A 16006-nucleotide genomic window follows, 5' to 3' on the forward strand; every position below is an offset into this window, starting at 1 on the left:
AAATCTTTTTTCTTCTCCGCCTTTTACTTCTTTAAATGCAAATCCATTACCATTTATAATAGGGGCTAAAAATGCTAAGAATACTAATCTTCCATCTTCCTCTAAAAAAGTTTCTCTTTTCTTAGAGTATTCATGCTTCATAAATTCTTGAAAACTTAATAAAACTTTTTCCACATTTAATGTTCTATCTTTATTTAAATATTTTTCTTTTTCATTATAAATTTGAACATTCATTTTAGTTTGTACTAATGAAACCATATAATTATATATTCTTTGCTCATATATTCTGTTATTAATTTGAATCTTACCCTTTGAATTTTTAAATATTCCATATATTATTCCCATAGTTATTAGTGGATTATCCTGATTATAAGTAACTCTATATCCATCTAAAATTATTTTTTTTATTAATTCCTGTAAATCTTTATTATTTTCTATATTCTTAATTAAACTATCGAAATTGGTATTACTCTCTTCTAAAAGTTCTTTTACCGCCAACTCTAAATATTCTTTTTCCCATTTTAATTTATTTTTATCCATTATTTTTTCATCTATTATTTTGCAAAGTTTAGTTACCAAAAATGGGTATCCTGAAGTGTAGAAATAAATCTTTTCTCCATAGTATTCTTTATCTAAATCCACTGATTTGTTTTCCACATAATCATCTAACATAGTTTTTATTTCTTCTACAGAAAAACTCATGTCTATATCAAAATCTGAAGCTATATTCCATGGGCTATTGTACTTATGTTCTTCATCTGGTCTTATCTTTAATCTTTTTGTGAGGAAACTCCTGCTCATTTCTTCCCATGAGTAAGCGATCATATGAAAATCAGAGATTTTGGATGCCTGCTTAATGTCATGTACTCCTGCTAAAATCACACTATGAAAAGTATAATCTTTTCCTTCGTTTCTTAGCAGATATTTACTTCTAAGCATACCTAAAAAATCTAAAAAAAGCTGATTATTGCTACTTTTGTCCACTTCATCTACTATTAGAACTACTTTTCTTTCTGAAAATTCAATTAAATCTGTTATGAAAATGTTAAAATCATTCATAGTTATAATTTTATTTTCATGATGTTTTGTAAATTTATACATTTCTTTATTAGTAGAAAATCTAAAATAGTTAACTATTTGCATCATTATACTACTTAAAAATTTTTTAACTTCACTATAAGCTTCTGTATCTATAGCCTCAAAGCTTATTTTTATAGGCAAATATTCTTTCATAGTATTCAATCTTTTTTCTAATAAATATAATGTAGTTGTTTTTCCATATTGCCTTGGTCTATTTATAATAAAATACTCTTCATTATTTACTAATTCTAATATACTGTCTAGTTTATTAGATATATCCACCATATAGTGCTTTTCTGGTATACAGGTTCCAGTTACATTAAATCTCTTTTTCATATAACTTTCACTCTCCTCACATTATTATATTACCATAGAATAAAGCATTTAAACATATAAAGAAATTATACTGACTAAGATGAAAATTTTATATGTATAAATATTTTAAGCCTAGTTTAATCATATAAAATACATGATTAGACTAGACTAGACTTTAATTTAATTTTCTACTTTTCAGCTTATAATTTTATTGCTTTTATTGATGCAGACATAATGTATTCTCCAACTTTTAAGTTGTGTCCCCATTTTTCAGCATATTCCTTTGACACTTCTTTAGTTTCAATTGTAATATTACTAAAACCAGCCTTTTGTAAATATACTTTTAATTCTTCAGCTGAAGATGCTCCGGTAACTCATCCACAATAAAGCTTCTCATCTTGCTTCATTTCATCGGTCAATTCTCTAACAAGAACTATATCAGAAATAGCAATTCTCCCACCTTTTTTTAATACACGATAAGCTTCATTATATACTCTTTGTTTATTTGGAGATAGATTTATAACACAATTTGAAATAATTACATGGGAAGTATTATCTGCTGCAGGGAGATTTTCAATTTCACCTAGTCTAAAATCTACATTTTTATATCTATATTTTTTAGCCATAACTCTGGATTTACTAATCATCTCTGGAGTCATGTCAACTCCAATAATATATCCCTTAGGGCCAACTTTTTTTGAAGCTAAAAAACAGTCAAATCCTCCACCACTTCCAAGATCTATAACAGTTTCTCCTTCTTCAATATTAGCTATTAATTGTGGATTTCCGCAACCTAATCCCATATTAGCTTCCTGTGGAACGGTTGATATTTCTTCATCAGAATATCCAATTTTACGTGATATTTCTATAGAAGATTTTTTTAACTTAATAGTTCCACCACAGCAGCCATCCTCTTTTGCATTTCCTATAGCTATGTTCTTATAGCTGTTGCGAACAATATTTCTAACATCTAGCTTTTTTAAATCACTCATTCTTTTCCACTCCTTAACTCAATCCTTCATTAATAATTAAAAGTTATACCACTTTATCACTATTCTCATGTAATTTAATTATTTTTAACTATCTCAATTAAAGTTTTTATTTTGTAATGGTATATTTAACGCTTTTCCCTTAATTTAATCTATTGTTCTAATTAAAATAGCTTTACAAACCATATTTCGCTAAGTTAAACTTTGAGCCAATCTTACTTAAAGTTAAATTATTAAATTTCTAATTTCTATTTTTTTGCATATTACATATACAGTCATCCGTATCCGTTATAATATTCATCAAAAATAAAATTAATTTATTACAATTTGTAATATTCAATGAGTAGTGACTCCATAATCCCTGTTTTCTGGATTTTACTAATCCACAATCTATTAGAACCTTCATGTGATGAGAAAGTGTTGGCTGGGTAAAATCAAACTGTTCCAATATATCACAAGCACATTTTTCTCCACAGGATAATATATCAATTATTTTTAATCTACTACTATCAGATAACGCTTTAATAATTTTTGCATTATCCTTATAATTTAAGGCCATCAAATCCCTCCTATGTACATATTTATATTTATAATATAGATTATTATCTATGTAATGTCAATACATATTCTCTTTATAAGGATATTACTAAGTTATATATCTATAATTATCTATATAATAATATATATTCTGAATAACATATTAAATATAAATTTGAAAATATTAACTATAATCTAAGTATATATTATTTAAACCAGATTAATTAATATGAGTATTATCAAAATGCAAATCAATATAAGATTAAAATAATAATTAAGCTTACAAATATAACATAGATAATGTTTTTATCCCATGACTAACCGCTCTAATACTCCCATGGCACTCTGTGAAAGCGATTCGCACCAAATCGAAGATTTGGACTCTCTGCTTTTCTTGAAAGTTGGAGTAAAGAGCAGTTACCTCCCTGGATAACCATTTTCTCCTAAAGGATAACGACTTCTAAGGAGTAAAACTCCTTAGAAGTCTGTTAATAAGCTTTAGTGGGAGTAAAAGCTCCCTCTAAAGCCAATATAAAAAAAGATACTATGAGTATTAATCCCTATAGTATCTTTTATAAATACTTAATCTATATTATAAAATTTTATGTTCTTTATATCTCTTTATTTATCTAAATCAATTTGTTTATTTTTAATTCTATTTGCTAAATCCTTAATTTTATATTCTATAATTTTTGCTGTATTAATAAATTCTTCATCACTTTTCCCTATAGGGTCCTCTAACCCCCAATCTTCTGTATGTTTTGCTGGCAAAAATGGACATACTACATTACATCCCATTTTTATGGCAATATCAATCTTAGGAATATCATCTAAAAGCTTGGAAGCATGGGATTCATTCATATTTACTCCATATAATTTTTTTATAATTCTTACAGCATCTTGATTTATTTCAGGCTTAGTCTCTGTTGCAGCAGAATAAGATTCAAAAATATCTGATGCAAATAACTTTCCTAAAGCCTCTGCCATTTGGGATCTACAAGAATTATGAACACATATAAAGGCCACCTTTTGTTTCATAAAAACCACCTCTTTAAATATTTGCTTTTTATAATAAATATAATAAAAACTAAACTTAGAATTATTTTTGTAAATTGATTCTATCCTCTTCAGTAATTAACCGTAATACTTTACATGGGTTTCCAACTGCTATGACCCCTGCTGGTATACTCTTGTTTACCACACTGCCTGCTCCGATTATGCTCCCAGCTCCTATTGTTACACCTCCACATACCGTAGAGTTAGCACCAATCCATACATTATCCTCAATTGTAATTGGCTTTGATGTCCCAATTCCAGCAGCCCTTTGTTCTGGAATAAATGCATGTCCCGCACATGCCAAACAAACTCCTGGTGCAATAAATGCATTTGCACCAATATGAACAGGTGATGTATCCAATATAACACAATTATAATTAATCACAGTAAGGCCATAAGTATGAATATTAAAACCATAATCGCAACGAAATGATGGTTCTATAAAAGTAAGTTGGTGGCATGTACCAAATAGTTTTTGTAGAATATCACCCCTTCTTTCCATTTCACTTGGTTTTGTTTGGTTGTATTCCCAACATAATTCTTTAGCTTGCAGTTGTAAATCCGTAGGCATATCTGAATTATAAGAACAATATGCCGTATTTTCTTTCATAATTTCTAAAAAGTCCATATGTTATTGCTCCTCTCAAGTTGTAATTTATTATCTAAATCTAAGTGAATTATAGCATTTTTTCATATTTTACCTGAAGCATCTATTAATTCTTTAATAGCTTTTTCATAATCTTCAATTCCAGCTAAGACTTTAAAGTCTTCTTCATGTATAATAGATTTAAGCATTTTTTTTCTAATTATTTTCTGACCTTCAGGATTGATTTCTAGGTTGATTTTTTCAAAATATGGATTATCTTTATGATCATACTTCTGACACAGCACTTGTTCTACATAAATTTTGAACCACTTTGTAGCAGATTGTTTTTCATTTATTTTAATATATAGTTTACTATAATTGTATGCCGCTGAACCTAAGCCTATTTTAAACACTTTCTCTATATTATAGCATGTATCCAAATAAAACATTGCTTTATCGTAATGTCCTTTTTTCTTAGAAATATTAGCTAACATAATAAGCATAGTGGAACTGTGGATCATATAATTCAACAATTTATTACTGCATAATTTTATAGCATCCTCATCTTTTCCCTGTTTTAGATAAAGATTTACATATGTAACAGCTGGATCTATAGGACACAGAGGGAGACCTTTAAGTGCTTTCTCACTTTCTTCATAATCCTCCATTTCCATGTTAATATGTGCAATAGAGAAAAGTGCCATTGGAGTGTACTTAGGATCTTTACTGTTAACAACTTCATGGAGCAAATCCAAGGAATACATTTTTTTAGATTTTATAAATTCTTCTGAAAGCCCCTCTTCCATAATCAAATACATATAAATCAAACCTGCAACCTCATATTTAAGGCTAATGCTATTTGCATATTTATTTAAGTAGTTTAAAGACTTTTCTTCTCCTTTTTTATATCCCTCATGTAAAAATATTTCAATTAATTCTTGTTTAATATTCATAACTTCTTTTTCTGAAAGCTGAGGATGAAAACATAGTAAAATATCAATGGATGTATCTAGTGCACGAGCTAAGGGAGCCAACAGTGAAATGTCTGGAGTAGAGTTTCCATTTTCCCATTTACTTACTGCCCCTGCTGAAACTTCCACCATTGAGGCTAACTGCTTTTGAGTAAGCTTTTTACCTTTTCTTAATTGTAAAATTGTTTCTCCAATATTTAATCTATTCAAAGTGAATACCTCCAATTTTTATAATTCAAAGGTTTGGCATAAATTTATTATAATTGGAAATCCCTATACTAACAATGGACAGAAAGTTGAGTTTAAGTAAAAAAACTTGAATAGCGTTCAATTTTAGATTTTAAATACTTTAAGTTAAATTTTATAATAATACAAAACTTCACTGAAATCTAAACATATGTGCGTCTTAAGGAATTTTATTACCTTTATCTTGAAAAAACTAACAAACATTGAAATAAGATTTTAATAGAAAGTATCTATTAAAATTCACTAGCTATTTTTCAAGATAAACCAGGGTAATGCTTTTTCAAGTAATTTCACATAAAATATGATCTATATATAAAGTTTTTAAGTTTATACTTTTAAAAATCTGGGAAACAATAATATATATAAATATGAAGGGAGCAGTTTAAATTTATGGATAAGATGAAAAAAATTGAAGATTTGAAAAATATTCAAATAAAATCTTCATCAAAATATGCTAAGCCTTCAAAAGAACCTAATGATGGATATTTTATTGAAAAAGATCCTAATGATACTTTTAGTAGTGAAGGAACTGTTAGATATGGTGAAGAGCAGGATGCAGATGATTTATAGCATTAAAAACAGGACTGTTGCACTAAGAATAAATCCTACAATATATTTTGTTAACTTTAAACTTACAAAGCCATATATTGTGCTTAAATTCTTAAGTGCCACAGCCACTGAAAGAATATGTATCTGTTAAAAAAATTTACACATTAAAGTTTTTTAATAAATCATCACCTTATAAATTAAGTAATGATAAAAGTTGTTTCACTATGTAAAATTTTTTCAAACTAATAACCTAGGAATATAAATATCTACTATTAATTAATCATAAAATTTACTAACATTTATTTACATGTTAGGTAAAATAAATAGTTTATACTGTTCTACATTAAGTGGATTTTAAATTCAAAAACAACTAGAGCATTGAAATTACTTGTGTTGTAAGCTAATGGATGTAAAAAATCTCATTTATACTATCTATAAAAACTTGTTGCCAAATTTGAGTTTAATTATCTTCTGTATCAATTCCAAACATATCAAATATTTCTTCATTCTCAATAACTCTACGGCCTTTAATTTCTGATTTTTCAAGCATTGATTTAGCTTTTTTACTCACAGCTTGTGAAATAAGGTCATTTATATTAACCCCTCTTAAAATAAAAAACATTTCTGGATTATTATCTAAATATACAGCTACTCCATATAATGCAGCGGCTATATGTTTGCACATAATTGCAACATCTGGACAATTACATTTTAAATCTATTTCATTTGGCGAAGGAAATAATCCTTTTCCTTTTGATGTAAACAATGTTTCTAAGGATTTTGGAAATTTACCTTCTGTTAATTCTTCAATGGATTCTATCTTTCCTAAGCATTCTTCTATAATATTTTCCCATACTTTTTTATTAAGAGCATTTATTTTAATATTAACATTATAGGGTTCCCTTGAGCTTCCTAGCACTAATGCTTTTATATTTCCTTTTGCAATTTTAAGATCTAATACTGAACCATGCTTAACGTAACTTCTACCTCTTCCAATACGATTAGAATAATCTGCGTAATTCTCTAAATTTTTGGCCCAAGCTTTTCCCCACCAGCTTTTAGCAATAATCCTTCCTTCTATAATTACTGGTGAAATGCTAGGATTTTTCTTTTTTAATTTTTCTATAGCCTTTTTCGCTTTATTTTTTCTTTCTGCTACTGGTACATAAGGTGGAAATTCTCCGTAGTATCCCATATTTTTTCACCTCAAAATCATATTTTTAATTTAAATAAATCTAATAGTTCATTATTACTCATTTCTGTAATCCAATTTTCCTTGCTATCAGAAACAATTTCCTTTGAAAGTTTTATTTTATCTTCAATCATCATATCAATTTTTTCTTCAACAGTTCCTTTAGTTATAAATTTATGGACTATAACATTTTTGTTTTGTCCTATTCTAAAAGCTCTGTCCGTTGCTTGATTTTCAATTGCTGGATTCCACCATCTATCGAAGTGAATAACATGATTTGCAGCTGTAAGATTCAATCCAACACCACCAGCTTTTAATGAAAGTATCATAAAAGGCACATATTCTTCTCCTTGAAAAGCATCTACAAGTTCTTTTCTTTTTTTAACTGGAGTTCCTCCATGAAGTATAAGTCCCTTGTGATTAAAAATAGTTTCTAAAAAATCACTAAGTGGTTTAGCCATTTCTTTAAACTGAGTAAATACAAGTGCTCTTTCCCTTTTTTCATAAATAGTTTCACATATTTCTCTAAGTCTTTCATATTTACCACTTTCATTTTCTAAAAAAGATTCTTGCCCCAAATATTGTGATGGATGATTACATATTTGTTTAAACTTCATAATAGATGAAATTATTATTCCCTTACGTTTTATTCCTTCTTCTTCTGATTCTAGCTTTTCTTTAATATCTTTTACAAGATTACTATATAAAAGGACTTGCTTTTTAGTAAGTGAAGCATAAGTCTTCATTTCTATTTTTTCTGGTAGATCTGAAATAACAGACTTATCTGTCTTTACCCTTCTTAAAATAAATGGATTTACAACTTTTTTAAGCCTTGAATATCCTATTTCACTTTCTTTTAGGTTCTTTACAAAATCTGAAAATTCTTTAGACGTTCCAAGAAGTCCTTTATTTAAAAAGTCAAATAAAGACCATAAATCCGAAAGTCTATTTTCTATTGGTGTTCCTGTCATTGCTATTTTATATTTAGCTTTCAACTCTTTTACTGTTCTTGTTTGCTTTGTACGTGGATTTTTTATAGCTTGTGCTTCATCCAAAATTACAGTATCCCAAAGTTCATCTTTAATCCACTGATATTTGGAGATCATAGCATAAGTTGTTATAAAAATATCATATAACTCTAAACAATTTTTATCCATTTTATCTAGGTCTTTATTTTCTGATGGATGCAAAACATAATATTTAAGATTAGGTGCAAACTTCTTAATTTCACTAACCCAGTTTTGAATAAGGGACGCAGGAACTATTAGTATTGTCTTCTCTTTTTTATTTGTTTTTATATGATTTAAAAGTGAAATAACTTGAATTGTCTTTCCAAGTCCCATATCATCCGCAAGGCATGCTCCAAGTCCTAAGTTTTTCATATAATTAAGCCAACTTAACCCCTTTTCTTGATAAGAACGAAGCTTAGCATTAAAGTTATCCCCACAAGTTATGGATTCTATCTTATCTGGATTTTTTAACTTATCAAAAACTGAATTTAGCCACTGTCCATTAGTAACTTCTAATTCATCTTTATCTTCTTTAATCTCTAATACTTTTTCTGCATTTAATTTAAATCTTAATGCTTCTATAATACTTATGTCCTCATTTTCTGTTAATCTTTGGGCTTTTTCATAAGCTTTTAACATTTCTTTTAATTTTTTATGATCAACTTCAACCCATTTTCCTTTTATGAAAGCTAAACCTTCTGTTTCTGTAAGCATTTGTCTTATTTCATCTTCTGTAATCTCTTCTTCTCCTAAAAATATCTTAGCATTAAAGTCTACCAAAGCATCTTTATTAACTCTTGATTTTACTCTATCTCCTATGCTCACTGACATTTTTAAAGACTCATTTTTATTTTTCCACCATTTTGGAATACGGCACAATATACCTGAATCTTCATACATAGGTATTTCTTTTAAAAAGGTATAGGCCTCTTCAGCACTTAATCCTATAGGATGAAATATTTCTCCAGTATCTATAAGTTCATTTATAAATTTACTTCTTGAAGCTGCTTTATTTACTGTTGAAAGCAAGAATAGTAGTTTTTTGCTATTTTCTCCATATTCCATTAAAGCATTTTTTAAAGGAATATGCTTTGACTTGTCCTTATCTTTTATTGAATAAGTAGCTAAAAATGCAAAAGGATACTCCTGTTTTTTACTTTCTACCAAATGAAAAAAAACACGACCAGCTAAATTAATATTAGAATTAAATGTTGAAAAAAATTCTGAGACGTTACCTTTATACTTTGATATTAAATTACTAAAAGATTTATTTAATCTTTCAAAGAAACTTTTAATCCACTCTTCATTTAGATTCTCATTTCCAATTAAATAAGGTGCATCATCTAATAAATCTTTAATATCTGTATCCTCTATAGTAACTTTTGTTTTTTCTCTTAAATTTTCAATATCAGGATTTTTTGTTAATTTGTTTATAAAGGTAGCTATAATAGTCTTTAAATATCCAACAGAATCTGAAATCATTATTTTTTCATCCAAAAACCCTAAAAAAAACAATCCTTTATCTTTATCATCTTTAAAGTTATCTATTATAGTATGTTGTATATGAATTTGTTTTTCTTTCAACTTTCTAAGGGATTCTAAAAAATCAAACTGAAAATCTCCATTTTCTTTTATTATTACAATCAATTCATTTTTATCCTTAATCATAAAAAACTCTCTTTCGTAATTATAATTTTCAACTTAAAATTAAATTTCATTAAACCAATATTTTAATTATGCAATCAACTCAATTATAAAAATCACTTGATAAATCTAATAGCACTTATTGAAAATACGGTCTTGGCTATATATAAATTTCAGATATATAGTTTAAGCTTTTTTACAAAACTCAACACAGACCAAGGATTATATATAGCCTTATCTCTAAATCCATAACCATCGTATCATTTCTTAGCATTTTCTACTTCATATTGTTTATTATAATACTTTAATAACTCTTCTACTTCCTCATCCAAAAATCCAAAATAATCATTATATTCGTATCCAAGAATAGTTGAAACAGCCAAATTATTAAGTCCTGAAAAAATACTTTCCTTTGCTACTCTAAGTATTCCAGTTAAAACAGCCTTTTCTAAGTAAGTGTTGTCTTTAAGTCCACTGCTTAAAAATATCCTCCCTCCAAAATAGGTTTTTATTTTTCATAATTAAATAAACACTATAAAACAGGCTTTATTACTTAAGCTAATATTTGTGTCCTACTTGGCTAAAACATTCCTTCATTTTCTTTAATAAAATTCTTTTGTTTTTCTAAATAATCAACTAATGGTTTAACATTATTCCATGATGATACTTCCAAAGCCCTTTTGTATTCATCTGCTGATTCTCCGTTCATATATTTTAAATCTAATCTATTATCTAATAATTGCTTTAAATATATAAATCTACCTATTCTGCCATTACCATCTTGAAATGGATGTATACGCTCAAATTCAAAATGGAATCTTGCTATATCATAAATTGTAATTTCCTTTAAACTATAAAATTTCTCTATAATTGCATTTAATCTATCTTCTACTTCCCATGGATTTGATGTATCAAATTCAGCACCAAGTATTCTATTTTGATATTTTTTAAATACTCCTGCTAAACCCATATCATATAATCTTGTTCTATACATTAAACTTGCATGCCATTCTTTTATCATTTCTAAAGTAAGTTTTTCATCTATTGTATCTAATACCATATCAAAAGTATAAAAAGAATTAACAGTTTCCTGAACATCATCTAATGTATGAGTTCCCATTACTATATTTTTTTCAAATAAAAATTGAAGTGCTTCTGTTGTAAATGTACTTCCTTCTATTTTATTTGAATGATATATATAATCATATTTTAAAATTTCATTTAGAGAATTATGAATTCCCTTTGTTTCCTTTAATGTTTTTAGAAATTTATCATAATATTCCTTATCCATTCTACCCTTTACACTCCCATTAATTAAATTTCTTATATATTCTATTTTAAAATTTTTAATATACTAAGTAATGCTTGTAATGTACTTATATAATATATTTCTATTCTATACTAAACGAACTTCCAAGTACATATTATAATTATTCTCTTTTAATATTTTGTTTAATACATCAAAACATAAAAAGTTTTACTAACCTTAGCTAGCATTATTAACTCACTTTCAAATAATCTTGGTGAGGAATTTGGTGGAGAACTATATAAAATTAAGCCTATTTTATAGGTTATCAATTAAAATAAACTCTATAAAACAGGCTTTATCATTTTTAATTATATATGTTTTTTATTCCCACGGAATAATAATTTATTATTTCCGCCAATTATGAAGGTTACAGTTCCATATCATTTAAAATATCTCTAAGCTTTTTCAATTCTTCACTTGATAAAGTAATACCTTTTCCCATCTTTTCATGTTGTGGTGCCCAATCTCTTAAATCATATTTTGACTCTCTTCCATTCCAAGAAATTAAATTTAATTCTTTTGTCCATCCTTTTGGTGATTCTGATATAGTTCCTAATTCTTTTTCTATTTCAAATTTAATATCTGCCATATGGTTATCCCTCCCTTATAAACTACTTACCTTTAGCTGTAAATCTCTTGTATTTAATATAGTTAATATAAGATTTGTAGTCAAGTTTTTTAAGTGTATATCAATTATTAATGTAACTAAACTAGCTTTAAAACATAATATTTTTACACATTCCTTGAAAATTAACATTAAGTTTCTTGATCTTAATATAGAAGTCAAAAGCAAAAGCACACATTGCAACTAAGAATAATTGTGGTCTCTCTAATAATTTATTATGTTATCACCTAAGATACTCTAAAAATTTAGTCATAAAAAGCTCCCACATTTGTGAGAGCTTCTTAATTATTATTTTATCTCTTATTTAACATTGTAGGCAAATTGGATAAACGCTTGAACTTTTTAATGTTTAATTTAATCTTTAGCTTGTAACTATTGTTCTATCTGAATTTCTTCTGTGTCTGTGGTTATAATTCTAGCAACTCTTAAGCTTGAAAGATCTCCATTTTTAGTTTGAAATATATTTTGGTCTACTATAGCTTTTCCACAACTCTTTATTTCCTCTTCTGTTACTTCATCTTTAATCTTTGGAATTCTTATGGTTGAACTAGTATTCTCTACAGTTTTAAATACTAAATTTAAATATTTCTTTGTACTCATGCTTTACAGCCCCCTCTCATTTAATTATTTTAATAATTCATAGTTTTCTAATACTGTAGCTTCTGATATGCCCTCTGGCATCAATGGTTCTATTGCATCTACCACTGTCACAAGAGCCTCTGGTTCTGCATCAAATTTCACATTTTGGTAGGTAGATTTTTTTATGATGTTTTTTCCTTTCTCATCTAGTCCATCTTGATAAGATATAGCTAGACTTCTTTCTAAAAGATTTTTACTTGCTGCCATAAATTTGTACCTCCTTTATTTTGTTTAATTTCCCTTTCGCCTATATATATGACCTACAAGTATAAATCGCAGTAAATTTTATTAACTACCTCATAATCTACATCTTTTCTCCCCATAAGAATATTTTCAAGTATTGTTCCATTAAATATGAATGGTTTCTGACCAATACATGCAACATATAATTTGTTGTAAAATAAATGGTTTTATTAGTATTTTATATAGATTTTTAATCCTCTTATTCATTATTTATTTCCTCTCTTTAAATTATTAATATTGTTTTATGTTTCTCAAATATATAAAATAAGTAAACACAAAATAGCTTAAATATAAAATAGCAAACATACTTAAAGGCAATACCAATCCTGTAGTCAAAAATCCATTCTCTTTAAAAATTATATTAAATTGAGTACTAAACGCTCTATAAAAATTATACAGAAATAATAAAAAGCCTAGTATAGAAGATATAAAGGGTAAATTAAAAGAAATAAAAAGCTGTTTAAATACCAATAATCTTACTTGTTCTTTACTTACACCTAATTTATACAATATGCTATATTTATATTTGTTACCTATAGATTCTATTGAGTGTTGTACCGAAAGAATAGTTAAGCTCATAATAAGTAATAAACTTCCTATTAATAAGCATGTTATTTTTATAAGAGTCTGACCTATTTTACTAGATAGTTTTTCTTTTGAATCTGTTTTTATCTTAATTATGTCTTATTGTTCATACTCATAAGAAGGAATCCGCATTTTATATTTAGATTTATACCAATTACCTATATCCTCAAATATTATTTTATTTTCATTAAATGGTATTGGTTTCATTAAATTTGCAATAAAAGTTGTCTTAGCAACCTTTAAATCATTACATAAATCATCATTAACAATTATTGTATACTCAACATTATTATTAAAAATACTTCTCCCTAAATATTCATTATAGAATGCTTCATTTTTAAGTTGAATATTTTCATTTTTAAAATTAATGCCATTCTGAGTTATACACAAATCCTTTAATTGTTGTAGTAATATTCCTATATTTTCATAATGAATAGCAAATTCATTATTGTGTAAATTTATACTTTTATATCCATTTATTTTTCTTAAATCATTATAATCACTTAATTTCATAATTAATATAGGAAACTTCTTCTTTTTTGTTATATTAAAATCTGCATCTTTATAAAAATATAAATTATAGGATTTACTTTTATCTATATGAAATTTATTATTAATATAAATAAATATATCTTTAAAATCTGTTTCTATATTAAGTTTTTTATTTTTAATGAGTTCATAGTGAGTATCTATTTCTAAATCATATATATTGTATCTTTCAAGAGTTTTATTAGACCATAATTGTAAAATGTAACCTATAGAAAAAGCAATTAAAGAAAAAAATATTATCAAACATAATATTGTGTTAATCTTAGATTTGCTATTTATTTTTGACATAAGTTCATTTATAAAAAACACATTTGTTTTTATTTTGGTAAAATTTTTAAATTTATTTTTAAATAATTTTAGTAAATAAGATATATAATAATAAAATCCATATATTCCTGGTATAATTAATAATGTTATAACAAAATATATAATTCTATATTCTCTATCTCCACTTGTTATACTCTCTAAGAACTTATTCATATAATAAAATCCTAAGAAATATAAAAACATTGAAAGAATTAGAAATACAAGATTAACAAATCTATTTTTTATTAATACCTTTTCGTTTTTTGTAGATAATTTTAAGAAATGGATTATTTTAAACCTATATATTTTTAAATATGTTGAAAAATGTTATCACACAAAAGATTATAAAATAAAAAAACATAAGCTATTAATTTTATTTGTCTATACATAGAGTATATTCCTGGAAGTGCTTTTATAATATTAGTATCATAAATCAATGCATTACAACCATAAAATAAACTAGAACAAAATATAATAGTAATAAAATATATAGAGTATTCTTTGAATAATTTACTAATGTTTTTAAATGATAATTTAACGTATAACATCATCATATCTCTCCTTACTATATTCAGATGTTATACTTAAAATTTCTTTATATAATTTTTCTTTATTATTTTCATGTCTCTTTAGTTCTGTTACAATTTTACCATCTTTTATAAATAATACTCTACTGCAATAACTTGCTACATAAGAATCATGAGTCACTATAATTACGGTAGCATTAAATTCTTTATTTATATTCTGTAATATTTTTAATAGATTTTTAGCAGATTTAGAATCTAATGCTCCAGTAGGCTCGTCCGCTAAAATAATATCAGGATTATTAATTATAGCTCTAGCACAAGAACATCGCTGTTTTTGTCCTCCAGACACTTCATATGGATATTTATTTAATATATTATCAATTCCTAGTTTTTTCGATATGGATTGTATTTTATCATCCATAACTTTGGGGTTGCATCTATTTATGGATAAGGATAATTGTATATTTTCGTATAGTGTTAATGTATTAAGAAGATTTAAATCTTGAAAAACGAATCCTAATTTTTCTCTTCTAAATTTTAATAACTGTTTATTATTCATCTTTGTTAAATCTTCATTATTTATAAGTATATTACCACTATCTACAATATCTATTGAAGATAATAAGTTTAACAAAGTACTTTTACCTGAACCAGATGAGCCCGTTACAGCCAATAATTCTCCTCTTTGAACATTAAAACTTATATCATTAACAGCTTTTACCAAATTATTATCTTTCCCATAATACTTTTTTACATTGTTAACACTCAAAATAGTATCCATTATTTCACGCTTCTTTTTTAAATAATTTTTCTATTTCTTCATCACTTAATCTTAAATATATATGTATTAGAGCTTCTTTTACATATTTACAATAAAGTTCATGTGGTTTATTTACATCTACTGCATAAACATTTCTACCTATCTAATTCCCCCTATTAATGTATTTTTAATATATATGCAAAATGCATTTTGGATAATTTGTGAATCATAGTAATAATATACTATTTATTTTCCCTTATATAAATACTTTTTTTATAATAATTATAT

Annotated in this window: 16 protein-coding genes; 1 reads left to right on the top strand and 15 read right to left on the bottom strand. The window is 26.2% G+C overall.

Annotated features, from left to right (window positions below):
• The 6 genes from NGI68_RS09915 to NGI68_RS09940 all read right to left on the bottom strand — a co-directional run.
• Window positions 1-1416: P-loop NTPase family protein (locus tag NGI68_RS09915; protein WP_251861323.1), on the bottom strand; the 1416-nt coding region annotated here is incomplete at its 3' end.
• 179 nt (window positions 1417-1595) lie between these two features.
• A complete protein-coding gene (gene arsM, locus NGI68_RS09920) occupies window positions 1596-2387 on the bottom strand; it encodes an arsenite methyltransferase (RefSeq protein ID WP_251861324.1) in 792 nt (263 codons plus the stop codon).
• A 238-nt stretch (window positions 2388-2625) separates the two neighbouring features.
• Window positions 2626-2943, bottom strand: a complete 318-nt coding sequence (locus NGI68_RS09925; RefSeq protein WP_251861325.1) for an ArsR/SmtB family transcription factor — start codon at window positions 2941-2943, stop codon at window positions 2626-2628.
• Between the two features lie 599 nt (window positions 2944-3542).
• Window positions 3543-3959 (bottom strand): arsenate reductase/protein-tyrosine-phosphatase family protein, encoded by a 417-nt coding sequence (locus NGI68_RS09930; protein ID WP_251861326.1) that lies wholly within the window; start codon window positions 3957-3959, stop codon window positions 3543-3545.
• A 61-nt stretch (window positions 3960-4020) separates the two neighbouring features.
• Entirely contained in the window at window positions 4021-4605 is a 585-nt protein-coding gene (locus NGI68_RS09935) for a sugar O-acetyltransferase (RefSeq protein ID WP_251861327.1), read from the bottom strand.
• A gap of 62 nt (window positions 4606-4667) precedes the next feature.
• The gene (locus NGI68_RS09940; protein ID WP_251861328.1) at window positions 4668-5744 is read right to left on the bottom strand and encodes a helix-turn-helix domain-containing protein; all 1077 of its coding nucleotides are present in this window, start codon (window positions 5742-5744) and stop codon (window positions 4668-4670) included.
• Between the two features lie 426 nt (window positions 5745-6170).
• Between NGI68_RS09940 and NGI68_RS09945 the strand changes: the two genes are divergently transcribed.
• Window positions 6171-6350 (top strand): hypothetical protein, encoded by a 180-nt coding sequence (locus NGI68_RS09945; RefSeq protein ID WP_251861329.1) that lies wholly within the window; start codon window positions 6171-6173, stop codon window positions 6348-6350.
• Window positions 6351-6789: 439 nt separating this feature from the next.
• Here NGI68_RS09945 and NGI68_RS09950 read toward each other — a convergent pair whose 3' ends face one another.
• From NGI68_RS09950 to NGI68_RS09990, 9 genes are all read right to left on the bottom strand, one after another.
• Window positions 6790-7524 carry an SWIM zinc finger family protein gene (locus NGI68_RS09950; RefSeq protein ID WP_251861330.1) on the bottom strand — a complete coding sequence of 245 codons (735 nt, stop codon included), beginning with the start codon at window positions 7522-7524 and terminating at the stop codon, window positions 6790-6792.
• Between the two features lie 17 nt (window positions 7525-7541).
• Window positions 7542-10199, bottom strand: coding sequence for a DEAD/DEAH box helicase (locus NGI68_RS09955; RefSeq protein ID WP_251861331.1), 2658 nt, complete (start codon window positions 10197-10199; stop codon window positions 7542-7544).
• 236 nt (window positions 10200-10435) lie between these two features.
• Window positions 10436-10558 carry a hypothetical protein gene (locus tag NGI68_RS17255; RefSeq protein ID WP_502799383.1) on the bottom strand — a complete coding sequence of 41 codons (123 nt, stop codon included), beginning with the start codon at window positions 10556-10558 and terminating at the stop codon, window positions 10436-10438.
• Between the two features lie 197 nt (window positions 10559-10755).
• A complete protein-coding gene (locus NGI68_RS09965; RefSeq protein ID WP_251861332.1) occupies window positions 10756-11466 on the bottom strand; it encodes a Fic family protein in 711 nt (236 codons plus the stop codon).
• 385 nt (window positions 11467-11851) lie between these two features.
• Window positions 11852-12073 (bottom strand): YdbC family protein, encoded by a 222-nt coding sequence (locus NGI68_RS09970; protein WP_251861333.1) that lies wholly within the window; start codon window positions 12071-12073, stop codon window positions 11852-11854.
• Between the two features lie 408 nt (window positions 12074-12481).
• Window positions 12482-12709: a DUF2922 domain-containing protein gene (locus NGI68_RS09975; protein ID WP_251861334.1), complete on the bottom strand. Its 228-nt coding sequence runs from the start codon at window positions 12707-12709 to the stop codon at window positions 12482-12484.
• Window positions 12710-12733: 24 nt separating this feature from the next.
• The gene (locus NGI68_RS09980; RefSeq protein WP_251861335.1) at window positions 12734-12955 is read right to left on the bottom strand and encodes a DUF1659 domain-containing protein; all 222 of its coding nucleotides are present in this window, start codon (window positions 12953-12955) and stop codon (window positions 12734-12736) included.
• Window positions 12956-13675: 720 nt separating this feature from the next.
• Entirely contained in the window at window positions 13676-14605 is a 930-nt protein-coding gene (locus tag NGI68_RS09985; RefSeq protein WP_251861337.1) for a hypothetical protein, read from the bottom strand.
• A gap of 360 nt (window positions 14606-14965) precedes the next feature.
• On the bottom strand, window positions 14966-15739 hold the full coding sequence (locus NGI68_RS09990) for an ABC transporter ATP-binding protein (protein ID WP_251861338.1): 774 nt from the start codon (window positions 15737-15739) through the stop codon (window positions 14966-14968).
• Window positions 15740-16006: the final 267 nt, after the last annotated feature.

The sequence above is a fragment of the Clostridium sp. Marseille-Q2269 genome (assembly GCF_943736985.1).
Classification (GTDB): Bacteria; Bacillota; Clostridia; order Clostridiales; family Clostridiaceae; genus Clostridium_F.